The sequence below is a fragment of the Wolbachia endosymbiont (group A) of Epistrophe grossularia genome, from assembly GCF_947251435.1.
GTDB lineage: Bacteria > Pseudomonadota > Alphaproteobacteria > Rickettsiales > Anaplasmataceae > Wolbachia > Wolbachia pipientis.
On sequence record NZ_OX366363.1, the window covers coordinates 769,644 to 795,342 of the forward strand.

Here is a 25,699-nt window from a genome sequence, read left to right on the forward strand (position 1 = left end):
TGGTTATTTTATGAATATTCACGAATATCAAGCGAAAGAAGTTTTGCATAAATTTAATGTCCCAGTGCCAAAAGGTTTTGTTGCTACATCTGCAGAAGAAGTAAAGACTCAAGTAAGTCAATTAAAATCTGACGTGTTTGTAGTTAAAGCTCAAATTCATGCAGGTGGTAGGGGTAAAGCCGGTGGCGTAAAGCTAGCAAAGTCAGTTGAAGAAGCTCAACAGTTTGTAAAGGACATGATTGGTATGACTTTAGTTACTCATCAAACAGGGCCAAGCGGGCAGCAAGTAAGAAAAGTGTACGTTGAAGAAGGCTCAAGCATTAAGAAAGAGTATTATTTAAGCCTGGTAATCGACCCGAAGCTCAGTAGGCCAATATTCATATTTTCCTCAGAAGGTGGAATGGACATCGAAGAAGTGGCAAAAAATTCTCCTGCAAAAATTGTGAAATTTGATATTGATCCTGCTACAAGTTTTGATAGCAGCAAGTTAAGCAGCAGTTTTCATTTGAGTCCAGAACAAATAGAAAAGATATCGAACATTGCAAAAAAAATATATGATGCGTTTATTGCAACTGATGCGAGCCAAATTGAAATTAATCCACTGGTTGAAACAAATTCTGGAGATTTTATTGCGCTCGATGCAAAAATTAATTTCGATGATAATGCTTTATATCGTCACCCAGAAATTATGGAACTTCGTGATTATGATGAGGAAGTGAAAGAAGAGATAGAGGCTTCAAAGTATGGGCTCAGTTACATCAAAATGGATGGCAGTATTGGTTGCATGGTAAATGGTGCAGGTCTTGCTATGGCAACAATGGATATAATAAAATACTACGGAGCAGAGCCTGCTAACTTTTTGGATGTTGGTGGTGGAGCGAGTAAAGAAACTGTAACTGAAGCATTTAAAATCATATTGTCTGATAGCAACGTAAAAGGAATTCTGGTTAACATATTTGGTGGTATAATGCGTTGCGATATTATCGCAAGTGGAATTGTTGCGGCTGCAAAAGAAATGAGCATTAAAGTTCCTCTAGTGGTTAGATTATCAGGTACTAATTTTGAAGAAGGAAAAAAAATTTTAGAAGAGTCAGGATTAAATATTATTGCTGCAGATGAGCTAGATGAAGCTGCGCAAAAGATAGTAAAAGAGGTAAAATAAAGCATGTCCGTTTTAGTAAACAAAGATACAAGATTAATATGCCAGGGTTTTACTGGTGCACAAGGCACATTTCATTCAGAGCAAGCAATTGATTACGGAACGAAAATGGTGGGAGGTGTAACTCCTGGAAAGGGTGGTAGCACTCACCTTAATTTACCGGTTTTTAATACTGTAGCAGAAGCCAAAGAAAAAACCGGTGCAAATGCTACAGTTATATATGTACCTGCTAAATTTGCTGCTGCTGCAATACTTGAAGCAATAGATGCAAAAATAGAATTGATAATTTGTATTACAGAGGGCATTCCTATACTTGATATGGTGAAAGTTAAGCGTGCGCTTATCGGCTCAAAAAGTCGATTGATTGGTCCCAACTGCCCGGGAATTATTACACCTGAAGAATGCAAAATAGGAATTATGCCTGGCCATATCCATAAGCGTGGACACATAGGAATTATGTCTCGCTCCGGAACTTTAACTTACGAGGCAGTAGCACAAACAACCGCTGTTGGTCTTGGTCAATCCACATGTATCGGAATTGGGGGAGATCCAGTTCATGGTATGACATTTGTTGACTGTATGGAGCTCTTTTTAAAAGATGACGATACTCATGGTATTGTAGTTATTGGTGAAATAGGTGGAAACGAAGAAGAAGATGTATCACATTTTGTGAAAACAGAAAAAACTAAAAAGCCAATCGTTGGTTTTGTAGCAGGCCAAACGGCACCTCCAGGAAGACGTATGGGACACGCTGGAGCAATCATCTCTTCCAGCGGTGGAAGTGCTGGTGCAAAACTAGAAGTTATGCGGAGCGCTGGAATTGCAATTGCTGAAACCCCTGCAGTAATTGGTAAGAAGGTATTGGAAGTAATGCATCACTAGAATTAGGGTCACAAAAACCCTATATCACCGGTCATGAATACGTTATTTGCCCATTCGATTAATAACTTGCCTCCTGGTAAATTTACTGAAGTCTGTTGGGCAACCAGATATCCACGTAGTGTGGATGCAACAAGTGCTGCACAGGCTGCACTACCGCATGATGCAGTAATGCCTGTACCTCTTTCCCAAACTCTTAAAGCTATTTCTCCAGACTTTTCAACTTGTGCAATACTAACATTAATTTTCTGAGGAAATAATGCGTGATTTTCTAGCTTTGGTCCTAAACTTTGCAATGGTATTTCATTTACGTTATCAACAAAAAAAACTATGTGAGGATTACCAATATTTACTGCAACAGGATCTTTTAGCATTTCAAGCTCTATAGGTAAGTGAAGAGTGTCACACTCAGTAGACAAGGGAATTTTATGCCATTTTAGCAAAGGTTTACCCATGTTAACCTTTATGGATTTATCACCCACTTTAAAACACTCTAAAATGCGTTTGTTTACCAGCTCAATAGTGATATACTCAGCACCTTTTTCTGACATTAGCAAATATCCAACGCAACGTGCTGCATTTCCGCACATTTCAGCTTTGCTACCATCAGCATTATAGATATGCATAAAGCAATCGGCTAAACTGGAGTTTGTTATCACTATGACTTGATCGCAACCGTTTTGGTTAGCAATTTTTTTATAGTTCCAATTTAAATCATTTGCTGAACGTGAGTCTATGATAACAAAATTATTGCCAGTACCGTGCATTTTGATAAAATTTTCAGAATTTTGGCCACTCATCGTAGAAAAATATTTCTTCTACTGACCTTCTTTTTTTCTCTTTGATTTCAGCACCCTCTTCTTCGTAACCAACCGCTATCACTGACATTACGTTAAAGTCATTGGGTATATTGAACTCTTTCACTATTTTATCTCTATCAAATCCACCCATTTGATGGGCCATTAAGTTCATAGCTGCAGCTTGTAACATAAGTCCATAATTCGCTGCACCAGTGTCGTGATTAGCCCAAAGATTTTCTCCTTTACCAGATTTGCGGAAATTTTTAGCACTGAAAGATATGATTAACACTTGTGCATCTTTTGCCCATTTTTGATTAGATTCATCAAGACAATTTAGCAGCTTTTCCCATGCGCTTTGATTGTTCTGTTTGTTGCATATTACGTATCTCCAGGGTTCATCACCAAAACATGAGGGAGTCAGCCTTACAGCTTCCATTAAAATATCCATGTCTTCCTGAGATATTGCTCTTGTAGGATCGTATGAACGTCCGCTGTGTCTTGCTTTCATCAACGATAATAGATCTTGTTTACTCATCATTTTTAATTTAATAGTGCATAAATAATTCATTGTAGCACAATATAAGCAAAATTTAAATTGCAAAACCTCTCATACACATATATTACATTTAATAAGTTATTTTTATTGGGAAGGTATGTTTATAACACAATCTAGCAGTAGATCAACACTGGCTGAAATATTGTCTTGCATTTTACTTTTATTCTTGATGGCTCAAATAAGCATACCATTGCAGCCTGTGCCTATCACATTGCAAACTTTAGGAGTAATGCTTATTGGGCTTAAATTTAACTGCAGAACAGCATTTTATTCTGTGCTTACATATCTATCACTTGGTGCAGCAGGATTGCCTGTTCTTGCAAATTTTTCTGGTGGTTATCACGCTCTCCTTGGACCAACAGGTGGATATTTAATTGGCTGTTTAGCTGCCGTTATGGTAATGAGCAAAGTAAATGAATTACTGAACTCTAAATATAAATCATTTGTGTGTAATTCTTTAAGTTGTCTGGCTGGTACAGTTGTAATCTTTATTTGTGGTGTTAGTTGGCTTGCTGTTTACTTGGGTCTGGAACAAGCAATAATGGTGGGTGTTTTACCATTTATCCTTCCTGGTTTGGTAAAAATTTTTCTACTTGTAGCGGCTTTGCAATATTTAAAAAAATGATAAAGTTTCGCCCTCATCATTTCATGTGCACCCTCGCGTTTCGGGGATATGGGTATTCTCAGGGTTTTGTAGAAAATTATAGGAAGATAGCAAGTGAAGTGGTTAGTACTCAAATCGAAGTAGTTGGCAATCTTGATAGTATTTGTAGTGCTTGCCCAAACCAGACTAAACAAGGTAAATGCACCACACAAGCTAAAGTTTTGGAGCTAGATAGAAGGCATATGGAAATTTTAGGAATTAAAATTGGCGAGACTTTGACCTGGAGTGAAGCGGTAGAAAAGATTAGGGAGAAAATGTCTTTAGAGAAATTCGAGTACGCATGTGAGGGGTGCAACTGGCAGCCATATGGAATATGTAAAAATGCCCTTTTAAATCTACAAAGGTAGTTGACAAAATGTTAAGATAAATCGAAGCATTTTTGTGAAAATGAAGCGAAATATGGAAGACAAAAGATAAGTGCATTCTACGCAGCATCGCTAATTAATAATATCTTTATTATTGTATGAGATAGGTAATTTAGCATTTATGAATTTATAATGTGTTACGCATAGCTCAAAGAAATAAGGTTTACTGGTTACACGCTGCAGCCAATGCCACAACACTAGGATCTATGTTTGTCTACATGTTAATTTGCGTTGTGATTTTATGGAGGTCTTCTGTTACCTATGCTAGTGAAAATTTGGAGATACAGAAGGCCTTTGATAGTGTTGTCAAGCATATAAAAGCTGATAAAAAATATAAAGATCTTGATGTTATTGAGAGAAAAAGTGACAAATTTAATATCAAAATTTCGCAGAATTCTGGCAAGAGTTTTGACATATACTCTACTTTAAAAAAAGCAAAAGATTCCTTTGAGTTAGGAGATAATGAAACAGCTATTTCTCTCCTTAATCAGATTACCGCAAAGTTTCCTTATCATAAAAATGCTTTGATTGGACTAGGGAATATTTATTACGCTAATAAAGAATACAAAAAAGCTGTAGAGATTTACACAAGACTGTTAAAAGAATACCCTAGTAACCCTTACATATTAAAAAATTTTCTGACAATAATCTCACAATATGATCCTGATCTGGCGTTGAGTGAAATGTTAAAATTGTATGATATACATAAAAATTATGCTCCTTTATTAGCAAATTTAGGTCTGATTTATATGAAAAAGGAGGATTATGAAAAAGGTAAAGAGTATATGACAACTGCTATTTCTCTTGATGAAAACAATATTTTTTATACCTATAATCTAGCTGTTATTCTAGATAAACTTTCAGATTTTAAAAATGCTACAATATTCTACTTAAAGTTGTTGAACATGGCTACAACTTCGAAAGATGTGAGTGAAAAAATACCTTTATACAAAGTGACAGCAAGACTAAAATTTATAAAACTTCACAGCACGCACCCAAAGATTTCATAAAAGCTTATAGCTTACCTAAAGCTAATTTATTGCTATTTTTGTTTACAATAATAATATTGAGCTATAGAATTAGATCTAAAGGGGCAATTAGCTCAGCTGGTAGAGCATCTCGTTTACACCGAGGAGGTCGGCAGTTCAAGTCTGTCATTGCCCATTTGCTTAACTGAATGTTAGTATTATTAATTACTTCAATTAAAGTATAGAAAATGCAGGATAATATAGTACCAATCTCAATAGTAAAAGAGCTGGAAGATTCTTATCTTTCCTACGCAATGAGCGTTATCATAAGCAGGGCTATACCTGACGTGCGGGATGGATTTAAACCTGTTCATAGGCGTATATTATATGCAATGTCGAGAGCTGGATTCGATGCCGGTAAGCCATATAAAAAAGCGGCTCGTATAGTTGGGGACGTAATGGGGAAATATCACCCACATGGTGATGCAGCTATTTACGATTCCTTGGTTAGGATGGCTCAAGATTTCTCTCTTCTTTTACCGCTTATTGATGGGCAAGGTAACTTTGGTTCGATAGATGGAGATCCACCAGCTTCAATGCGATACACAGAAGCAAGACTTCAAAAAGTGTCACACTTTTTACTGAATGATATTGATGAAGATACAGTTAATTTTAGGCCAAACTACGATGGAAATGAAACAGAACCAGTTGTGCTGCCTGCAGAGTTTCCGAATCTATTGGTAAACGGTGCAAGTGGTGTTGCAGTTGGCATGGCAACCAATATTCCTTCTCATAATCTTGGAGAAATAATAGATGCTTGTATATTATATGTAGATAATTCTGAAGTTACTTTGGATGAGTTACTTGAAGTGATGCCAGGGCCGGATTTCCCAACTGGGGGAACGATTCTTGGAAGGTCTGGAATAAAATCAGCATTTGCAACTGGTCGTGGATCAATTGTTGTGCAAGGCAAGACTCATATAGAAGATCTGCCACAAGATAGGCAAGCAATAGTGATTGATGAAATACCTTACCAGGTAAATAAAGTAAAATTAATTGAGAAGATAGGTGAGCTTGTAAAAGAAAAAAGAATTGATGGTATAACAGAAATTAGGGATGAGTCCGATAAGTCTGGTATTAGAGTAGTAATTGACCTCAGAAGAAATGCTGAAGCAAGTTTTATACTTAATCAAATATTGGGACTAACTCCACTAAGAAGTAGTTTTAGTGTTAACACTTTAGTCCTCAATAACAACAGACCTGCTTTGATGTCGTTAAAAGAAATCATAGCTGCTTTTGTTGATTTTAGAAAAGAGGTACTAATTCGAAGAACAGAATTTCGTCTAAGAAAAACGAGAGAAAAAGCTCATATATATATAGGGCTCTACATTGCGGTCCTCAGCATAGATGAAGTGATAAAAATCATCCGCGGTGCAAAAGATCCTGCGGAAGCAAGTAGAGAACTTTTAAATAAAGAGTGGAAAACTTCGAATGAAATCAACACTATTATCGAGTTGATTTCAGATAGCGCAAGCTTTTTGAAAGATGGAGTGTATAGATTAACTGAGCTACAAATTAAGGCTATTCTTGACATGAAATTGCAACGTTTAACAGGCCTTGAAAAAGACAAATTAGAAGCTGAGCTAAGTTCAATGATCAACCTGATAAAAGAATATATCGCTTTCCTTGGCTCAGGAGAGAAGTTGATGAAGGAAATAAAAAACAATTTACAAGAAATAAAGAACAGGTTTGCTGTGCCGCGAAAAACTTCAATAGAGGAGTCAGATACGGACATTGAAGCTGAAGATCTAATTCCACAAGAGGATATGGTGATAACCGTAACTATGAATGGTTATATCAAGCGTGTGAAACTTTCTCACTACAGAACTCAGCGTCGTGGTGGAAAAGGAAAGCTAGGACAGGGATTAAAAGAAGAAGACGTAATTACAGAATTATTTGTGACAAATACTCACACTAGTGTTTTGTTCTTCTCTAACATTGGTCGAGTTTATAGATTAAAAGTTTATAAGTTACCTCTTGCAGAGCCAACTGCACGTGGAAGAGCGCTTGTTAACATATTTCCGCTTAGCGATGGTGAAACTATAACTAATATCATGCCATTGCCAAGTGAAAATGACGAAAATCAAAACATAGTTTTTGCTACTGCCTATGGAAACATAAGGCGTAACTCTTTAGCGGATTTTCACTATATTCCAAGCAATGGAAAAATAGCAATAAAGCTCGATGAAGGAGACAAATTAGTATCGGTTAAGGTATGTAATGAAATTGACCATGTTTTACTTTCAACAACGCTTGGAAAAAGTATCAGATTTGTTGTAAGTGATGTGCGTCAATTTAAGAGTCGCAATTCAGATGGCGTAAGAGGTATCAAACTTGTAAAGAATGACAGCGTGATATCCATGACCATATTAAATGGGATAGGTGTAGCAACAGAAACAAAAGAACTTTACTTAAAAGTTCCACTTGCAAAAAGACTGGGGACTGCAATTAATAACTCCATTGATTCTCAATTGGAAAAGACTTTGAATGATTTAGGAATAGATAACGAATTATTCTTAAAACTTGCAGTGAATGAGGAGTTTATATTAACTATTACTGAAAATGGCTTTGGTAAAAGAACTTCTGCGTATGAGTATAGAGTAACTAACAGGGGTGGTGTTGGTATCACCAATATTCTTACTACTAGCAGAAACGGTAATGTTGTTGCTAGTTTTCCAGTTGAGCAGGGTGATAATATAATGCTTATTACAGATAAAGGAAAGTTAATTCGCATTTCGGTCAATGAGATTAGAATTGCAGGACGCAGCACTCAAGGAGTCACTCTGTTTAAAACAGAAAGTAGAGAAAAAGTGGTGTCAGTAGCGAAAATTGAAGATCCTGATTCCACTGAAGATAGTATTTTTGAAGTTGAAAACTCTATCGCTTCTTAACCGTAGTATAGGTTAAACAAAAAGCGCAAGTTTTTGTTGATTAATATGCAGTATTTAAATTAAAATATATACTTATGGCTAAGTAAAGATCAATGGACAAAAAATTAACTAAAAATAAAAAACCACTGGCAGACAAAGAGGATAAAAAAACACCTCCTGTTAAAGATCTTACTAAAAATAAGAGTAGGAGAGATTTTATAACATTAACTACATGCGCTATGGCAGGTATAGGAGCTGCAAGCGGACTTTGGCCACTGGTTAAATCTATGAATCCTTCTGCTGAAGTTCTAGCAACTTCCACAGTGGAGGTGAATTTGTCTGGAATTCAGGAAGGACACGGAGTAAAAGTAAAGTGGCAAGGTAAACCAGTATTCATTCGTAGACGCACAAAGCAAGAAATTGAGGCTGCAAGAGCTGTGAATGTGAAGAGCTTGAGGGATCCTCAATTAGATGAGCAGAGAGTATACGAAGGAAAAGACGAATGGTTAATTATGCTTGGAATATGTACACATCTTGGGTGTGTACCGGTTGACCACGCTACAAGAGATGGTAATGGTTGGTTTTGTCCTTGCCACGGTTCATATTATGATACATCAGGTCGAGTAATTGGGGGTCCTGCACCGAAAAATATGGCTGTACCTGATTATTTTTTTCCCAGTGAGAATGTTGTGGTAATTGGCAAGAAGGCTTAACGGAACTCGTTAAAAAAAACTCACAGGATCAACATCTATTATCACTGCAATACTCGAATTCAAGTTACAATTTTTAATCCAATATTTCAGCTTTTTTTGTATAGATAAACTGTGTTTATTGTGTATTTTTAATAATACCCTATACCGATACTTATTATTTAAAAAATTTATCGCTGCTGGTGATGGGCCAAGAATTTCAAATTCCTTTTTGTCTACACCTACATTTTTTTCCTGGATACAAGTAGTTAAGCTACTTGGATGACAAAGAAGAGATTTTACTATTTCATTCGCTGCTTTTTGTGTTGCAATCTGATTCTTACCACAAATGATAAGCGCTATTAATCTGCTAAATGGTGGCATTTTGGCTTCACGTCTTGACTTAAGTTCAATTTCATAAAATGAGTCCCTTTTTTGATGCAGCAATGCTTTTATTATTGAACTTTCAGGGTTATTGGTTTGCACTATTACCATTCCTTTTTCATTAAACCTTCCTGATCTGCCTGCAACTTGGTGCAATAATTGATACGTCTTTTCCGCTGCTCTCAAATCAGAATTTTCGAGGCTCAAATCTGCATTTATTACTCCAACCAAAGTTAATTTAGGAAAATTGTGCCCCTTAGCAATTATCTGTGTGCCGATTATAATGTTCACCTCTTCCTTTAACACTAAATCAATGATGTTACTAACCGACTTCTGATCGCTGCTTATCATCGCAGTTTTTGCGTTTGGTATTAATTTCACCATTTCTTCAAGCAACCTTTCAATTCCTATGCCGTAGAGGGACAATGGCTGTTCACTTTGGCAATTAGAGCATTTCTCTGGAAGTTTTAATTGATAAGAGCAATGATGGCACAAAAGAGCATTCTTTTTCTTGTGATATGTAAGCCAAACAGCACAATTTAAGCAGGAAATTTTATATCCACACTTTTTACAAACTGCCAGTTGTGCATACCCTCTGCGGTTTAGAAAAAGCATAACCTGCTGTTTTTTCTCTATGGTTTGTTTAATGCTTTCAAAAAGCTCATCGGAGATCCATTGCTTGTTGCTTCTCATATCCACTACTTTAATGAGTGGCAATTCTGCGCCACCGAATCGTTTAGTTAGCTTTACATGATTGTAATTCCCGTTTTTAACATGATGAATCGTTTCAAGCAGTGGAGTAGCTGATGATAAAATAATCGGAATATTTTCAAATTTGGCTAAGATTATCGCCATATCTCGAGCATTATATATAATTCCCTGTTCTTGCTTAAAAGATGAGTCGTGCTCTTCATCAACGATAATCAATTTTAGGTTTTTATAAGGCAAAAAAAGCGCTGATCGTGCACCAATAATTATCTGCGCATTTCCATTCGCTATGCTGAGCCAATTATTCCGGCGAGTTTTTGGAGTGAGCTCTGAGTGCCATTCAACTAAGTTTTTTGATATCTGACCATGAATACGGTTTACCAATTGTGAAGTTAAAACAATTTCAGGCAAGAGGATTAGCACTTGCGCATTACCTTCTCCTGATGTCATTTCAACATATTCTGGTGTCATACTAGTACGTGGCAAAGACGGTATGCTAAATGTTACAGTGGGTTTTGCCTTGAGTATAAAGGTGTCATTCCAGTGCTTGACACTGGAATCCAGGAATTTTGATTGTAAATTAGGTATTGGTTTTAAGTTACAATAAACATTTGTAATGAGGTTATATGAAAAACTGGATCCCAGTGTCAGGCTACTCGGATAACACCCTCTTGGTAGACCCAAATCACAATGTTCGTACAGTTGTGTCTCTGGGCACTGGGATGGTAAAGTCTGAGCAGCATTTGGAACGGCAGTGTAATTCTTAATCAATTGTGCAATCACAGAGAGATAAACTTCGGTTTTTCCAGACCCGGTCTCACCGTCAAGCAAAGTCACTGAATATTCGTTCAAATTGCTGATTATTTTATCACTAGCTACCTGCTGTTCAGGACTCAATTTGCAGCTTATTTCACTTGTTTCCTGCTTTTGTTCAACACAAACCAATTTATCTATGTGATTTACTTTTAACACTCCTCCCATTATCACTTTGGCAAGCATACCAATAGGTATTAAGTTGTATTGCGCAACCCACTCTGCAAATGCAATCAATTTTGGTCTAATATTTGGTAAATCGATTTTTTGCTCAATAAATTTTAATTCTCGGTTACTTTTATCACTGTATTTCCAAACTATTCCGATTAAGCGTTTTTTGCCAAATGGCACTACTACGTAATCTCCAAGTAAAATCTCAGTATTTTCCTCAATTGCATATGAAAATAACTGATCAATTGGAAGTGGTAGTAATACGTCAACTGTTTTTGCCATAGTGATTGAGTTTAACATTGTTTTAAAGAGCTTGTAACTTTATTAAGCTTGGCAATATAGATGAATCGGTACAGAGAAAATCTTAACGTTTAACACATTTTTCATAGTACAGACCGTATGATTGATAAATAAAATGATTTATAGAATTTGTGGAGGCTACCAATGGTCAACGACAAGATTACTTTGAACTTTGAAATAGAAAAAGGCGAACCTATAGATCGATACTACTTTTCTGCACATATAAAGCTTACAGATGAAAGCAAAAATCTTTTGCGGGAGAAGCTTGGCAGTACAATTCAATTCGATAATCTAGATGATCACTTCAATCTTAACCATGAGAATTTTTATATCTACTACAACAAATATAGTGAGCACAATGGTAGAAGTGAGCTACACGTTAGGGATGATAACGGTAAATATTTAACCTCCAATCTTCCACTTAATTACTATGGATTCTCAATGGAACTATCACCTGACGGAGCGTCAATTGCAGATTATGGTTTTTATCCTCTGTATGCAATCTATAACCCAAATCACTATGATAAAGCAAAGGAAAAAGTATTTGATGATCACGGTGAATTGTCACCAATTGCATCAAATGTGTTAGATAATTTTTTAAGCAACACAAATAGCTTAACCACACAAGATATATTACAAAATGTATTCTCACAACTGCAGAAGAAAGCTGATGAAGAAGCAGAAAGATTGGCAAGAGAGAGAGAAGCAGAAAGACAAAGGGAGGAAGAGTTAAATGAAAAGAACGAGGAGTTAAAAGAACTTGTAGAAAAGGATGAGATTAAAATATTCAAAGTGGTAAAAGGTAATGATTTAGGTAATGGGCATTCAGCAGTAGTTTTACAACTTGATGGGGAAGAAGGTGACAAGATACCTCTCGACTCTAGTAAATACTACATAGCAGAGTATAGACACCACCCAGAATGGGAAGGCGATGAATATTTAAATTTTGTTAGCCCTGATAGTGATATGCTGGTTAATTATGAAAACTTATTTTTTGTGCTCAATCAAAGCTCCTACTCAGACTTTGAAAGTGGGTTTTATTCAGAAAACAGAACCGATCCCCATAATTATGCTAAATATTCAAAGGAACCATATTTGAGTGGTGACCAGCTATCTGAAAAATTATCTAATGAATTGGAGGAAGATAGCAATCAGATAGGTACTGAATTTACAATTGATGATGAGCAAGTAGACGAAGAAGTTGTGGTAGAGAGTGAAGCCAAGTCTGGAGAGAAAGGAACGGTTGGTGAGGATAACGCAAAAAATACTATACAGGAAGAAGAATCTAACTATATAGATCAAATGCAAGCGGATGATAGCAGCAGTTATAAACCAGCTTTGCAAAGCAATCGTGATGATTATGCTGATACGAAAAAAGCTCTGCAGGAAAAATTGCATGGAGATGAAATACACAAGCAAAGTAATGAGAAAGCTCAAAAAGATATAGAAGTAAAAAAAGTAACTGTGGAAACTGACAGTAGCAGTAATAAGACTGAAAAACAAACAAAACCAACAGAAGATGAACAAGAAACTGTTATGGCAAGTGTGATAGAAAATATGGATAAAAATTCTGATATTGAAGCAGAAACTTCTAACAGTGTTGCAAATTCACAACATCCCTTAAAAATAAAGACAGGAAGTCCTCTTGAAGTGGGAAAGTATAAGGTGGAGCTGCAAGTGACATATGATTATGTAAAGAATTTTTATGATACCGTACGTGGTAAATATCATGCTGGCGATGGATATAACTACGAACAAGTAATGGTTTTATATAATGAAATTGTTAGGCCCGCTCACAATCATCATTACGAGCTGTTTACTCTTGATGAAGCACATGTTGCTAATGATCACCTGTTTATCAAGGGTCAGGATTTTGGAACTCTAAATGATTTTAATGAGATGTTCTATAAAAGTGATGAGTTAATGTGATGTAAAAAGCAAGATTCAATCTGGTGAACGAGAGTTATAGCTCTTCTCATAATAATCCAAATAAGGTAAGATATGGATTTATGGTAGTGGGGTTTGTATGCCAGCAGCGTATAGTTATGACTTAAGGAAAAAAGCAATGGAAGCATTGGATGAGGGAGAAAGTAGAGCAACTGTTGCCAAGAGATTTAAAATTGGAAAAACGACTTTATATGAGTGGCAGAAAAGGCGTGAGGAAACAGGAGATTTTCAGTCAAAAAAGCCTGGAAGCGTAGGATATAACCATAAAATTACCGACTGGAATGTCTTCACCGAATTTGCAAAAAACCATGGCGGCAAAACTCAGTCAGAGATGGCTAAACTCTGGGGCAATATCAGTCGACAAACGATTCACCGCGCACTTAAAAATATTGGCTTTACAAGAAAAAAAGACCTACGGATATAAAGAAAGAAATGAAGAAAAGCGAGCTCAATTTGCAAAGGTTATAGCAACAAAATATCCTGAAAATCTTGTATATATTGACGAATCTGGGATAGACAATACAGAAGACTACCCATACGGATATTGCAGAAAAGGAGAGAGGTTTCATTCACTAAAATCAGGTAAAAAAACTCAGCGTGTCAGTATGATTGCAGCTCTAAATAAAAAGAAAATCATTGCTCCATTGACCTTTGAGGGATACTGCAACAAGGATGTTTTTGAGGCTTGGTTTGAGCAGTTTTTGACTCCAATTTTAAGGTCTGGCCAAACTGTAATTCTTGATAACGCTGCTTTCCATAAATCTAAAAAAATCGATGATCTTGCTAAAGGAGTAGGTGCTGAAATTCTTTATCTTCCTCCATATTCTCCAGACTTTAACGAAATTGAGCATCATTGGTTTGCTATAAAGAACAGAGCTAGAAAAAATATCCCTATTTTTCAGTCTTTCCGTCAAGCTGTTGATTCTGCTTTTTTATGATTTGTTCTGACTATTATGAGAAGAGCTATAACTGACAGAGGAGATTGACACGTATGCCTTTATCTTTAAGATTGTTTATCAAGTATAGACATCAGCTCGCCCCATTCTCTTTCACCAATATTACTTTCTTCTCTAGTAACGTTTTCCCCTTTAATTAATTTGCGAATTATTTCTAGACCAGTTCTTGAAATACAGGCTGATTCTAGGCAATATTCAACAAAGGCATTGTAGGCCAGTGGAACCCATTTTTTTATTATATCCAGCATAACTTCTGCATAAACTCTGATTTCATATTGGGCATGCTTATCAGCTCTAAGCTTCAAAAAATGAAGGAGATTATGCAGATCTATTTTCCAATAAAATTGCGTGTAGTAATTAAGCATTAGGTTAGTTCTGGCAATTTCTCTTGCAAGCCCCTGCTCAATAAATTTTTCATAATGAGAATATACTAAATTAGAGTCATTTGTTAGAGAATCTATTATTTCCTTTGAGGTATCTGGATCAAAAGCTTCCCCGCTACCTTGTTTATTATTGTCAGATTGTTTTGCAACTTGTTCTGGTTTAGGTGTATAAAATTCATTATCAAGTATTGAATACCTTGCTGAATATTCATTCACATTTGCAGTTCTATGCCTTATCCATTGCCTTGCAACAAAAATTGGAAGTTTCACGTGAAACTTAATTTCACACATTTCAAATGGAGTTGTATGATGATGTCTCATTAAATACTTTATAAGTGCTTCATCCTGACTTATCTGTTTTGTTCCCTTGCCATAAGAAACACGAGCAGCTTGAACTATAGCGCTATCAGAGCCCATATAATCCACTACTCGAATAAATCCATGGTCTAATACCTTATGTTCTTCATATAAGATTGCATCTATTTCTTTTACTATAGTTCGTTTGGTTGCTTCATTCATAAAATATCCTCAAGACGAAATGGAGATATCAGCTCCACATGAATTGAGTTTTTCATGCATTGCTTCATATCCTCTCCATAAATGATGTGAATTGTTTATTATAGTTTCTCCACCGGCTACCAAAGAAGCAAGCACCAAAGCTGCTGTTGATCTTAAGTCAGTAGCATATAGATTAGCTCCAGATAAGCTTTTTATTCCACTTATAGTAGCTTTGCTTTTCTCGATGCTGATATTAGCACCTAACTTTCTCAATTCATCTGCATGTGTAAATCTGTTTTCAAAAATGTTCTCTTCAATTACTGATATCCCATCAGCGATGCACATTGCAGACATCAGTTGTGGTTGCATATCACTGGGAAAATTGGGGTATGGATCTGTCGCAACGTTAGCAGACTTAATAGAGCCATTTTTTCTGGAAATAACAATGCCTCCATCATACAGTTCAACCATAGCTCCTATAGTCTCCAACTCATTTGTAATACACCTTATATCAGATAGATTTATTCCTTCCAACTCCAACTTACCACCGGTTATTATAGCAGCTAGTGCATAGGTGCCTGCTTCTATGCGATCTGGTATTATTTTATGAACACATCCATTTAGTGCTTCAACTCCTGTTATTATGACCTTTGTATTATCAATTTCAATATCAGCACCCATTTTCTTCAGAAAATCTATTAAATCAAGAACTTCCGGCTCAGTTGCAGCATTGTTTATTGTTGTCACTCCTTCTGCAAATGTTGCTGCCATTATTACATTTTCTGTTGCACCAACACTTATTTTCTCAAATGTGATTTCTTTTCCTTGTAGCTTTCCTTTCACTGTTGCAATTATATTATAGCCGTCAATTTCAATTTTAGCTCCCATTTCTTCTAATGCTTTAATATGCATATCAACGGGACGCTTTCCAATGTTGCATCCACCAGGAAATGCTGTTCTCGCTTTGCCAAATCTGCTAAGCATTGGACCCAATATTAGAAAAGAAGTTCTTAGCTTACTTGCGGTTTTATATGGCATCACGTGATTGTTGATATTGCTGCAGTCAATTTTCAAAGTATGGTTCGCTTTATAATTTTTATTGTGCATAAAGTTCACTTCTGCTCCAAGACTTTCAAGCAACTTAGACATTAGATGCACATCAATTAAATCAGGTACATTATGCAAAATTACCGGGGAGCTACTTAATAGACTTGCTGCCATTATTGGTAAAACAGCATTTTTTGAGCCATTAATCTTGATTTTTCCGACCAAAGGTTTGTAGTTATTTCTTATTAATATCTTGTGCATTTAATTAGATATAAAGTATAATTCATTAGTTTATTGAAGTCTTACTAAGTATAATAGATTGACCGTAAAAGGCAAAATTTGCTTTTTCTTCCTCATCATCCCAGTGTCATGCTACCTGCATGACACCTGATGCGAATTGCCCCCGAAATTTTATACTATGAATTACTCAAATGACGCTCTCGAGCTTTATCAAACCAAATAACACCAATTGCAACAATGAAATAACCAGCTGCTCCTAATGTAAGGGGAATTACTGCATCGAAAGTTGACAGAGGAGGAGACGGCATTAGAATGCTCAAAACACTATACACAAGATTATTTGTTGCATGAGCAATAGTTACTGGCCAAATCGAGTTGTCTTTTTCAAACAACCAGGTAAACATTATAGACATTGCACAAATATAAAGGGTATAAGCACAAATAGTCGGGAATGTAAAGCCATCCTTCCACAAAGCTGAGCCAGCAACCACATAAGTTGGTATGTGCCATACTGACCAAATAATACCGACAATAATTGCTCTGATATAAAAATTTGATATTTTGCTTTTAAGATTTTTCAAAAGATAGCCACGCCAACCGATCTCTTCACCAAGAGACATAATGATCCACATCACAAAGGTTGATAATAAAACAAATAACATCACTAATGGACTCAAAACTGCACTCAAATCCTTTACACGGTCTAACGTAAAAGACTCTCGGAAAAATGAAAAACCGCAGTAAATTGACAAAAGACCATTGGAAATTAGCATACTTACCAGAATAAGTATAAACCCTAATAGACAGTTTTTTGGCGAACTAAGTTTAAAAAGATCCCTTACCTTCTGTTTATTATAAATGGTTAGCAAAATTGCAACTGAAGCCGGAACAAATGTTGTTAATAATGTTATGTCTTTGAAAGGTAAGCACCAAGCTATAATGCACGTCAAAAAATATGTAATTACAACAAATAATGTACAATTAATAGTGGTTAAATTCATGCATACGCCTATCAATTCCTTTTCTGCATTATTGATCTTTATTCATAAATTGTCAATAAAATACTTCTTCAGGGATGAATAGAATATTTTTTCTTTTTGAATTGCTATTGATAGTTTAATTTTTATATGTATTCCCTTTCACAACCGTTTGTCATCCCAGTGTCACGTGCTGGGATGACAGTAGGAGAGCTGCTTGCATGACAAGAGGAAGACACTGGGGTGACATCAACTAAACTTGTCCAAATATGAGCGATGCATTAGTGCCACCAAAACCAAACGAATTAGAAAGTGCATATTGAATTTTATGCTCCTGAGCTTTAAACGGTACAAAATTTAAATCACATCCTTCTGAAGGCTTGTGTAAATTTAAGGTTGGCGGAATAATTCCATTATTTAACGCAAGAATACTGAATATTGCTTCAACGCTCCCTGCAGCACCAAGTAAATGTCCTATAGAAGATTTAGTTGAAGAAACAGGTATTTTATAAACGTAGTCACCGAATAACTGTTTCATTGCTATTACTTCAATTTTATCTCCAAGTGGCGTTGAAGTTCCATGTGCATTGATATACCCTACTTGATTGGGATTAATTTGCGCGCTCTTTAAAGCAAGCTGCATTGCCTTAAATGCGCCTCTTCCTTCTGGATGTGGTGCTGTAATGTGGTGCGCATCTCCTGTGAGTCCGTACCCAACCAGTTCAGCATGTATTTTTGCCCCCCTTTTTTTTGCATGTTCGTATTCTTCCAACACCAATATACCTGCTCCTTCACCCATAACAAAACCATCGCGTTCTGCATCCCATGGTCTTGAAGCTTCTTTGGGTTTATCATTGAATTTAGTTGATAACGCTTTCATAGATGCAAAACCTGCAATTCCAACTCTACACAGTGCACTTTCTGCTCCACCTGCAATCATAACATCTGCTTCACCAAGTTTTATAGTTCTTGCTGAGTTTATGATTGCATGCGCACCTGTTGCACATGCGGTTACTGCTGAATCGTTTGGACCTGTAAATTCGTATTTAATAGAAATATGGCCAGATATCAAATTTATTAGACTTGCAGGGACAAAAAATGGACTGACACGTCTGGGCCCTTTTTCCTGCATGGTAATAACATTTTCCTGAATTGACGGAAGACCACCTATACCAGAGCCAATAGTCACACCAACACGTTCCCGATTGATATTTTGGCTTTCCAAAATTAATGAATCATCTACTGCCTGAATAGCTGCTGCAATACCGTAATGGATAAAACGATCTGTCCTTTTTGAGTCTTTCTCAGAAATATAATCTAGTGGATTGAAATGGTGCTCAATGTTGTCTGATTGCAACGGCACCTGCCCTGCAATTTTGCAAGCAAGATCAGAAGAGTCAAATCTATCCGTATTGATTGCTTTTATGCCAGACTCACTTTTTATTAGCCTTGACCAAGTGTTGTCAACATCTGCCGCTAGTGGAGTGATTAAACCAACACCAGTGACTACTACTCTTCTGCTCATTTAACACTAACTATTAGCCTTTTTTATTATTAATGTACTCAACTATTTGCTCCATAGTTTCCATTTTTTGTGCGTCTTCATCTGGAATTTCTATTCCAAACTCTTCTTCTGCTGCCATGATGATTTCAACTGCATCTAAGCTGTCTGTACCATGCTCCGAAAGCTTTGAAGAGCTGTTGAATTTCTCTACATCCTTACTAATATGCTCTAGTATAATCTTTTTCACTTTTTCTTCTATGTCTTCTCTAGTGCTCTTTGCTAGTTCGCTATTCACATTTCTTACCAAAAAAATAACCTATTCTTTGATGTTATAAAAAATTTTTATGTTTGCAATATCTTTTATAACTGGTAAACTACAGTAAAGTTTTCTACTGCCCTAGCTGGCTAGCGTTACGTGCTAAACAATTAACAATTCAAAAATGCTAGACGAAACAACAAAAAATTTGCTTATTGTAGAAGTAAATAAACTCTTACCCGAAAATAGCGAGAATAAGCTTATATCAGCTATGCGTTATATACTCCTTGCTCCTGCAAAACATATACGCTCCTTTTTAGTCGTAGCTTCATCGCGAGTGTTTAACGCGGAAGCTAAAAAAGTAATATCAGTTGCTGCAGCAATTGAATTTGTTCATGCTTACTCTCTAATTCACGATGATTTACCGTGCATGGACAACAGTGATACTCGCAGAAGCCAGCTAAGCTGCCATAAAAAATTTGATGAAGCAACAGCAGTGCTTGCCGGAGATGCACTACTTACTCTGGCTTTTGAGGTATTATCTTCGTTAAATGAGAAACGCTGTGAGATCATAAAAGTTCTTTCTCAGGCAATAGGAATTAGGGGAATGGTGGGAGGACAGGCTTTAGATATTAACAGTGAGCATATAGATTTTAGCCCCCAACCCTCTGTCATTCAAGTAGCGGACACTGGGATCAAGAAGGCTTTGCCTACAAGCATTTCGTGCAAAAAGCCATGCGATAGTGGAGCTGAACATGAAATGGATTCCAGTGTCCGCTACTTGCATGACACCCTTTCTACCTTAAAACTACAACATTCGTACGGCTGTATGTATGACGCTGGAATGACGTCGGGCCAAGCTGATAAAATAAAAGAAATTCATTTGATGAAAACCGCAAAACTATTTGCAGCTTCATGTGAAATAGGTGCTATAATAGGGGATGCTACAGACAAGCAACGTAAAGCGTTATATAACTATGGAATAAATCTAGGGCTTATCTTTCAAGCTAAGGATGATATTGAAGACTACGAACAAGATAAAACAAATAACCTAATGTCTGTGCTTGGTAAAAGTGAAGTAGAGGACTATATAGACGGCCTCTTTAAACAAGGCTTGGATAATTTGAGTGCGCTTTCAGGGGATACTAATTATTTATATGATTTATTGAATCAAGTAAAGAAAGATGGTTAGAAAAATTATATTACAAATGCTTATTTCCGTAGTAACGATTCTCACTTTAACTTCCACTTTTGTGTTTACTATTGTCTATATAAACAAAGGTAAACCGGAAAAAAAGGACAAGCTTTATGAGATAAATGCCACGCATGGTGGTTTGATACAGACGATAGCATATTACCTAGTGAAGCCAATACTTGAATCAGCACTTGACCGCTATATTGAAAAGCATGGGCTGACAGAATATTTAGAAGAAATGACGCAGCAAAAAGAAGAAGATTCAATAAATTTTTATGAAATTACTGAAGGCAGTGGCAGCAAGGCTTTTTGTGGCCTGGAAGTCCTATTGCAAATATATAAAATTTCTAATAATAACTTAGCAACACTCCCTAGCAAAGTTTCTGATGTTACTTTGAAAATAGGTCAAGATAACCTAAAAGAAGTGAGTTTAGGGGTAATAGGTATGAAAGAAGGCGGAGAGCGTGTAGTTACTATTGCCAATGATAACAAAATGAATTTTAATTCTTATTACGTCAAACTGATCGAAATAAAGGATAAATATCCCGACTCAGTAAATAATCTGATGGTTTTTAATGACTTAATTAACAAGACTGGAAAACAAGTAAGGTGCGGTGATGAGATATCGGTTAAATATAGCGTAAAGGAGCATAATGGAGAATATATAGCCAAAGATCAAACAGTGCAATTTAGGGTTGGCGATAAAAAAATACCACTTGCTATAGAGCTTGGAGTTGTGGGAATGAGAGCTGGTAATAAAAGAACTATTCTTTCTCCGCCTGACCTTTTGACTATTACTGACGATATGTTAATAAAAGACATAGATTATGATGAAGAAAATATCTCAATAATTGACTTAAGCTTAGATGTTAAGCAAGAGGTCGCAGCACACCATTCTACTGTTGAAAAACAGCCTAAAGAATATAGCTGAAATTTTAGGTCTACTGGCTGACCTTCTGAACACTCAATGGCGTCAACTTAAGGAAAAATATCAGCGATAGTGTATAAAATTTCTCTCTAAAACTTTTACCATTAAATTATCCAAAGAGTGCAATAAACAGCACTTTTGTTTCTGTTTTATTTCAACAAAGAAGTCTAAAATGTGTCCTTTTTAGGTGAAACATGCAAAAAGGAAAAAATCTTATTCTACAAATTAAAAATATAATATACTCGAAAGCTTTTCAGAGAATCCATTGTGTTGGAAAAAACAGTTTTACACGAACAAGAAAACTTCCTTTTACGACAGTATTTTCTATGATTTTAAAGTTATAGCTCTTCTCATAATAATCCAAATAAGGTAAGATATGGATTTATGGTAGTGGGGTTTGTATGCCAGCAGCGTATAGTTATGACTTAAGGAAAAAAGCAATGGAAGCATTGGATGAGGGAGAAAGTAGAGCAACTGTTGCCAAGAGATTTAAAATTGGAAAAACGACTTTATATGAGTGGCAGAAAAGGCGTGAGGAAACAGGAGATTTTCAGTCAAAAAAGCCTGGAAGCGTAGGATATAACCATAAAATTACCGACTGGAATGTCTTCACCGAATTTGCAAAAAACCATGGCGGCAAAACTCAGTCAGAGATGGCTAAACTCTGGGGCAATATCAGTCGACAAACGATTCACCGCGCACTTAAAAATATTGGCTTTACAAGAAAAAAAGACCTACGGATATAAAGAAAGAAATGAAGAAAAGCGAGCTCAATTTGCAAAGGTTATAGCAACAAAATATCCTGAAAATCTTGTATATATTGACGAATCTGGGATAGACAATACAGAAGACTACCCATACGGATATTGCAGAAAAGGAGAGAGGTTTCATTCACTAAAATCAGGTAAAAAAACTCAGCGTGTCAGTATGATTGCAGCTCTAAATAAAAAGAAAATCATTGCTCCATTGACCTTTGAGGGATACTGCAACAAGGATGTTTTTGAGGCTTGGTTTGAGCAGTTTTTGACTCCAATTTTAAGGTCTGGCCAAACTGTAATTCTTGATAACGCTGCTTTCCATAAATCTAAAAAAATCGATGATCTTGCTAAAGGAGTAGGTGCTGAAATTCTTTATCTTCCTCCATATTCTCCAGACTTTAACGAAATTGAGCATCATTGGTTTGCTATAAAGAACAGAGCTAGAAAAAATATCCCTATTTTTCAGTCTTTCCGTCAAGCTGTTGATTCTGCTTTTTTATGATTTGTTCTGACTATTATGAGAAGAGCTATAACTCAAAGCTGGGACACTGCAGTTTCAACAAACGATTCCAGCGACTTTAGCGTCTGCACCACCTGGGCAAAAATAGATAATAAATTCTATCTACTTGATGTATATCGAGCAAAGCTTGAGTATCCAAAGCTTAAAGAGCAAGTTCTGTCACTAGCTGCAAGATGGACACCACACGCAATTTTGATCGAAGCAAAAACGAGTGGTCAACAATTAACACAAGAGCTAAAAGCAAACAGTGATCTACCGATTATCGAAATAATTCCACACAATGACAAACTCACTCGATTTTATCAAATTGCTCCGATAATAGAGTCTGGCAGGGTTTTTCTGCCGCATCAAGCAGTATGGCTCAGCGATTTCGAATATGAAATTTTAATGTTCCCAGAAGCTCGCCATGATGATCAAGTGGATAGTACCGCGCAATATTTACAATGGACAAGAAAAACTAACACCAGTGCTTTCAGGGTCAGGGGCTTTGGCCCTAACCTTAATAAAACGCTTAGGTGGCTGAGAGCAGTGGATTAGATCAATTGCTTCTAAATTTTTTTATGGGAGAGTGCTGCTCGGCCTTAGTGGCATACAGGTCTGTGGATATTGTCAATTCTTCCATTCCCACACTCAATTCTAGAGTACGTTTTGGCGATCTTTCTCCAGTATTCTCACAACCTATAGACTCATAACCACTTGTTGTTGCCTCAGCTTTAGAGCTTACGTTTTCAGCATCAGTCGCCTCCGCTGAAGAGATACCGCTGTCTTTATTATCTTCGGACTTCATCTTTTCAGCTTTTGATTTACCTTCAACAGGCCATCGCTCTTCCCTAAACGACTTTACTTCCGAAGCATCATAAGTACGGTTAATCCAGTATCCACCTTTGTCTTTTGTAATTGAAATATATTCTAATACGCTTTCATCGGGATAACAGGTTTTAATTGCTGCTTTAGGGAATAACCTATGTTCTCGCACCTGAAAACTTACCCATTTGTCCTTTTCAGATTTCACTGCCTTTTCGACGATGTTAATGTCGATATCTTTTATTTCTACTTTTCCCTCATGCTCCCGACTAAAAAGTTCTTTTAAGTTAAGTAAGGCACCACGACTTATATTAGCAACAACTGTTGTTTTTTGGTTTTTCTCACAATGAGAAAGAAATTGAAATGGAAACTCATTGAAATCATAGGCTTCTTCCTTATTGACACGATACTCTTCTTTCGTTTTATCTATTATCTCCTGTAAATATTCTTTTACATCAACACCATCATCAATTAAACTAGCAATCTTCCCATTTTTTACAATAAAGTTAGTATGAGGAGGATCCAAAGCATAATTATTTAAGTTAAACCAATAAAGCAATGCTTTAAACAACTTTTCTTCTTCCTTTTCCTTAGTAACTTGCTGTTTTTCAGGTTCCTCATTATAAATGTTCTCCGTATCTTTTAGAGAATCTTCAGAAACCCCAGAATTTAAGGACATTGAATTCTTCCATGCTCTAGGAGAAGGAATCGATGATGATCTTTTCTGATCCGGAATATTATCCTCTGTTAGCATACCTTCACCAGCACCTAAAGATAGCTGTGATTGACCACAAGTGGATTGACTTGAATCTATTTCCCCCAGCATCCCCCGAAAAGGCTCTGTTTCTTCCTCTTTTTTTGATCTTCGCCTGGGATGCTTCTCTAACCCTTTACCACGACTTCGCTTGGGAAACTCCTGTGTCGGTGATGACAATTCAGTTAAGCCAGAACTTGGACCACCACTTGAAGAATGTGCAACAGAATCCTTAGGTTTCGGAGGTGAATTACTATCATAACCACTGTCTGTATCTTTTTTCCTTTGGTTGGGCGGTGTTCTTGGTGGCTCAGGCGATAATAACCCATGCCGACTTCTAAAATTCTCAAGATTAACTGCAAATTCAAAATGTCCGTTTATTTGATTATATGCAATTGGAGACTCCATAATTTTAGGGAGTAAAAGAGCAATCTGCTTATTAGAGAAAGCATAAACAGGCCCTTGAGAACTGCTAATTTGTCCAAGCTCGTCTTTAGTTTCACCTTTAATATTGCTAAAAACAACGTCACCTAAAATCTCGTAAAATTTTTTCTTAATCTTATATGCATCTTCCTCACTCAAAGGAACCACCTGACCATTTACTTCTACTAAAGGTATAAGAGCAAAACTATGACCACTCTTTATTTTGTCTTTATTTGTAAACACATCATATTCGTAACCTTCAATAAACTTTCCTGTTATTTTAAAAATTAAATCATTAATAGCATCTTTGCAATTTTCAACTTTGGAATCTATGTTGCCTGGAGTTTTAAAATCAAACGCTATTCGCTCTTTAACATATCTTACTATATCCTTGATGACATTAATGTCGGTAATATCTTTAATATATAACTTATTATCTCTTTGTTCATAAAAAATTGAACTATTATTAAAACCACATTCCTCCAATCTTGAGTTAAATGCTTTAACATATATATCCTTAAATATCCCAAGAAGTTTTGAAGGATTTTGATTCCCTTTCTCCTTAAAATACCTGTCGCCAAAAGATATACAGTATAGATAAGGAGAAGATCTATCTGTTCTTTCTAGCTGCACAGACCTTCTCACACATTTTAAAGCTTCTTCCTCTGTCATTCTTGCCATTTCTTCTAGATACCCAGTAGCTCTTGCTTCCACGCGCTCCTGAAACTCATTAACAAAATGAAGCTTCAAGTTACGGATTACTTCACCATCCATAAGATTTGCTAGCTCTACTACTTTCACATTTTTATTTATAAACTTCCCTTTTTTATTAAAACCGACATCAAAAACAAATGGAAAACAGTTTAAGTTATAGAACCCATCTGCTGCCTCTTCAGTACCATAGTGCCGATTTATTATCTCCTCTCTCACCTCCTTCAAATATTTCTTTATATTTCCATCACATCCAAATGAACTGACAATCTTATCATTTTTTCCTTTCGTTCCACCCTGCACAGTAAAATTAGTATAAATATTATCAGAAAAATAATTATTTAAATTAAACGCATTAACTAGTTCTGTTACAAAAATTTTTGTTGGCATAACCACTCCTATTAAAATTACT

The 25,699-nt window shown here is 36.2% G+C and carries 22 protein-coding genes, 1 tRNA gene and 2 pseudogenes; 16 read left to right on the forward strand and 9 right to left on the reverse strand.

Going from position 1 to position 25,699, the window contains the following annotated elements; genetic code table 11:
- Positions 1-10: 10 nt before the first annotated feature.
- Together sucC and sucD are read left to right on the forward strand one after the other, a co-directional pair.
- Positions 11-1,162: an ADP-forming succinate--CoA ligase subunit beta gene (sucC, locus tag OPR28_RS03695; protein WP_006279820.1), complete on the forward strand. Its 1,152-nt coding sequence runs from the start codon at positions 11-13 to the stop codon at positions 1,160-1,162.
- A gap of 3 nt (positions 1,163-1,165) precedes the next feature.
- On the forward strand, positions 1,166-2,041 hold the full coding sequence (sucD, locus tag OPR28_RS03700) for a succinate--CoA ligase subunit alpha (protein ID WP_006279821.1): 876 nt from the start codon (positions 1,166-1,168) through the stop codon (positions 2,039-2,041).
- Positions 2,042-2,049: 8 nt separating this feature from the next.
- On the opposite strand, the gene dapF is transcribed toward sucD, so the two are convergent.
- Positions 2,050-2,838: a diaminopimelate epimerase gene (gene dapF, locus OPR28_RS03705; protein WP_265023527.1), complete on the reverse strand. Its 789-nt coding sequence runs from the start codon at positions 2,836-2,838 to the stop codon at positions 2,050-2,052.
- Positions 2,819-3,406 (reverse strand): nitroreductase family protein, encoded by a 588-nt coding sequence (locus tag OPR28_RS03710; RefSeq protein ID WP_265023528.1) that lies wholly within the window; start codon positions 3,404-3,406, stop codon positions 2,819-2,821. Before OPR28_RS03710 ends, dapF begins: the two co-directional genes overlap by 20 nt.
- 85 nt (positions 3,407-3,491) lie before the next feature.
- On the opposite strand from OPR28_RS03710, the gene OPR28_RS03715 reads away from it, so the two are divergent.
- The 6 genes from OPR28_RS03715 (at position 3,492) to petA (ending at position 9,034) form a co-directional block, all read left to right on the forward strand.
- Positions 3,492-4,019 (forward strand): biotin transporter BioY, encoded by a 528-nt coding sequence (locus tag OPR28_RS03715; protein ID WP_213863297.1) that lies wholly within the window; start codon positions 3,492-3,494, stop codon positions 4,017-4,019.
- On the forward strand, positions 4,016-4,405 hold the full coding sequence (locus tag OPR28_RS03720; RefSeq protein ID WP_320157041.1) for a DUF1284 domain-containing protein: 390 nt from the start codon (positions 4,016-4,018) through the stop codon (positions 4,403-4,405). The genes OPR28_RS03715 and OPR28_RS03720 overlap by 4 nt, the downstream gene beginning before the upstream one ends.
- Positions 4,406-4,557: 152 nt before the next feature.
- Positions 4,558-5,433, forward strand: coding sequence for a tetratricopeptide repeat protein (locus tag OPR28_RS03725; RefSeq protein WP_265023530.1), 876 nt, complete (start codon positions 4,558-4,560; stop codon positions 5,431-5,433).
- An 81-nt stretch (positions 5,434-5,514) separates the two neighbouring features.
- Positions 5,515-5,587 (forward strand) — tRNA-Val (locus OPR28_RS03730).
- Positions 5,588-5,639: 52 nt separating this feature from the next.
- Positions 5,640-8,342 carry a DNA topoisomerase (ATP-hydrolyzing) subunit A gene (gyrA, locus tag OPR28_RS03735; protein ID WP_265023531.1) on the forward strand — a complete coding sequence of 901 codons (2,703 nt, stop codon included), beginning with the start codon at positions 5,640-5,642 and terminating at the stop codon, positions 8,340-8,342.
- Positions 8,343-8,434: 92 nt separating this feature from the next.
- Complete coding sequence (petA, locus tag OPR28_RS03740) at positions 8,435-9,034, forward strand: ubiquinol-cytochrome c reductase iron-sulfur subunit (protein WP_010963095.1); 600 nt, start codon at positions 8,435-8,437, stop codon at positions 9,032-9,034.
- Positions 9,035-9,043: 9 nt separating this feature from the next.
- On the opposite strand, the gene priA is transcribed toward petA, so the two are convergent.
- Positions 9,044-11,386, reverse strand: a complete 2,343-nt coding sequence (gene priA / locus OPR28_RS03745) for a replication restart helicase PriA (RefSeq protein ID WP_265023532.1) — start codon at positions 11,384-11,386, stop codon at positions 9,044-9,046.
- Between the two features lie 144 nt (positions 11,387-11,530).
- Here priA and OPR28_RS03750 point away from each other — a divergent pair, with 144 nt between their 5' ends.
- Positions 11,531-13,315 (forward strand): hypothetical protein, encoded by a 1,785-nt coding sequence (locus tag OPR28_RS03750; RefSeq protein WP_265023533.1) that lies wholly within the window; start codon positions 11,531-11,533, stop codon positions 13,313-13,315.
- Between the two features lie 97 nt (positions 13,316-13,412).
- A protein-coding gene (locus OPR28_RS03755; protein WP_265023237.1) for an IS630 family transposase occupies positions 13,413-14,271 on the forward strand; the annotation gives its coding sequence in 2 pieces (ribosomal slippage) (positions 13,413-13,738 and positions 13,737-14,271; 861 coding nt in all).
- A 65-nt stretch (positions 14,272-14,336) separates the two neighbouring features.
- Here OPR28_RS03755 and thyX read toward each other — a convergent pair.
- The 3 genes from thyX to OPR28_RS03770 all read right to left on the reverse strand — a co-directional run bounded on the left by thyX (position 14,337) and on the right by OPR28_RS03770 (position 17,407).
- Entirely contained in the window at positions 14,337-15,191 is an 855-nt protein-coding gene (gene thyX / locus OPR28_RS03760) for an FAD-dependent thymidylate synthase (protein WP_265023534.1), read from the reverse strand.
- A gap of 9 nt (positions 15,192-15,200) precedes the next feature.
- Complete coding sequence (gene murA, locus OPR28_RS03765) at positions 15,201-16,478, reverse strand: UDP-N-acetylglucosamine 1-carboxyvinyltransferase (RefSeq protein ID WP_006279833.1); 1,278 nt, start codon at positions 16,476-16,478, stop codon at positions 15,201-15,203.
- Positions 16,479-16,633: 155 nt separating this feature from the next.
- Positions 16,634-17,407 carry a lysostaphin resistance A-like protein gene (locus tag OPR28_RS03770; protein WP_458694394.1) on the reverse strand — a complete coding sequence of 258 codons (774 nt, stop codon included), beginning with the start codon at positions 17,405-17,407 and terminating at the stop codon, positions 16,634-16,636.
- On the opposite strand from OPR28_RS03770, the gene OPR28_RS03775 reads away from it, so the two are divergent.
- Positions 17,316-17,540, forward strand: coding sequence for a hypothetical protein (locus OPR28_RS03775; RefSeq protein WP_010082031.1), 225 nt, complete (start codon positions 17,316-17,318; stop codon positions 17,538-17,540). The two genes, OPR28_RS03770 and OPR28_RS03775, sit on opposite strands and share 92 nt — an antisense overlap.
- 147 nt (positions 17,541-17,687) lie before the next feature.
- Here OPR28_RS03775 and fabF read toward each other — a convergent pair whose 3' ends face one another.
- Entirely contained in the window at positions 17,688-18,959 is a 1,272-nt protein-coding gene (gene fabF, locus OPR28_RS03780; RefSeq protein WP_077188419.1) for a beta-ketoacyl-ACP synthase II, read from the reverse strand.
- A gap of 13 nt (positions 18,960-18,972) precedes the next feature.
- Positions 18,973-19,233 (reverse strand): acyl carrier protein, encoded by a 261-nt coding sequence (gene acpP, locus OPR28_RS03785; RefSeq protein WP_006279836.1) that lies wholly within the window; start codon positions 19,231-19,233, stop codon positions 18,973-18,975.
- A gap of 145 nt (positions 19,234-19,378) precedes the next feature.
- On the opposite strand from acpP, the gene OPR28_RS07030 reads away from it, so the two are divergent.
- From OPR28_RS07030 to terL, 5 genes and pseudogenes are all read left to right on the forward strand, one after another.
- Entirely contained in the window at positions 19,379-20,386 is a 1,008-nt protein-coding gene (locus OPR28_RS07030) for a polyprenyl synthetase family protein (RefSeq protein WP_265023535.1), read from the forward strand.
- Positions 20,379-21,320, forward strand: coding sequence for an FKBP-type peptidyl-prolyl cis-trans isomerase (locus tag OPR28_RS03795; protein ID WP_253303555.1), 942 nt, complete (start codon positions 20,379-20,381; stop codon positions 21,318-21,320). The genes OPR28_RS07030 and OPR28_RS03795 overlap by 8 nt, the downstream gene beginning before the upstream one ends.
- Positions 21,321-21,511: 191 nt before the next feature.
- Positions 21,512-21,658 (forward strand): annotated as a pseudogene (locus OPR28_RS03800) (IS4-like element ISWosp8 family transposase); the annotation flags it as partial.
- A 60-nt stretch (positions 21,659-21,718) separates the two neighbouring features.
- A protein-coding gene (locus tag OPR28_RS03805) for an IS630 family transposase (protein ID WP_265023237.1) occupies positions 21,719-22,577 on the forward strand; the annotation gives its coding sequence in 2 pieces (ribosomal slippage) (positions 21,719-22,044 and positions 22,043-22,577; 861 coding nt in all).
- A gap of 27 nt (positions 22,578-22,604) precedes the next feature.
- Positions 22,605-23,132, forward strand: a pseudogene (terL, locus tag OPR28_RS03810) (phage terminase large subunit); the annotation flags it as partial.
- A gap of 1 nt (position 23,133) precedes the next feature.
- Here the strand turns inward: terL and OPR28_RS03815 are convergent.
- Positions 23,134-25,677 (reverse strand): hypothetical protein, encoded by a 2,544-nt coding sequence (locus OPR28_RS03815; protein ID WP_265023537.1) that lies wholly within the window; start codon positions 25,675-25,677, stop codon positions 23,134-23,136.
- Between the last annotated feature and the right edge of the window lie 22 nt (positions 25,678-25,699).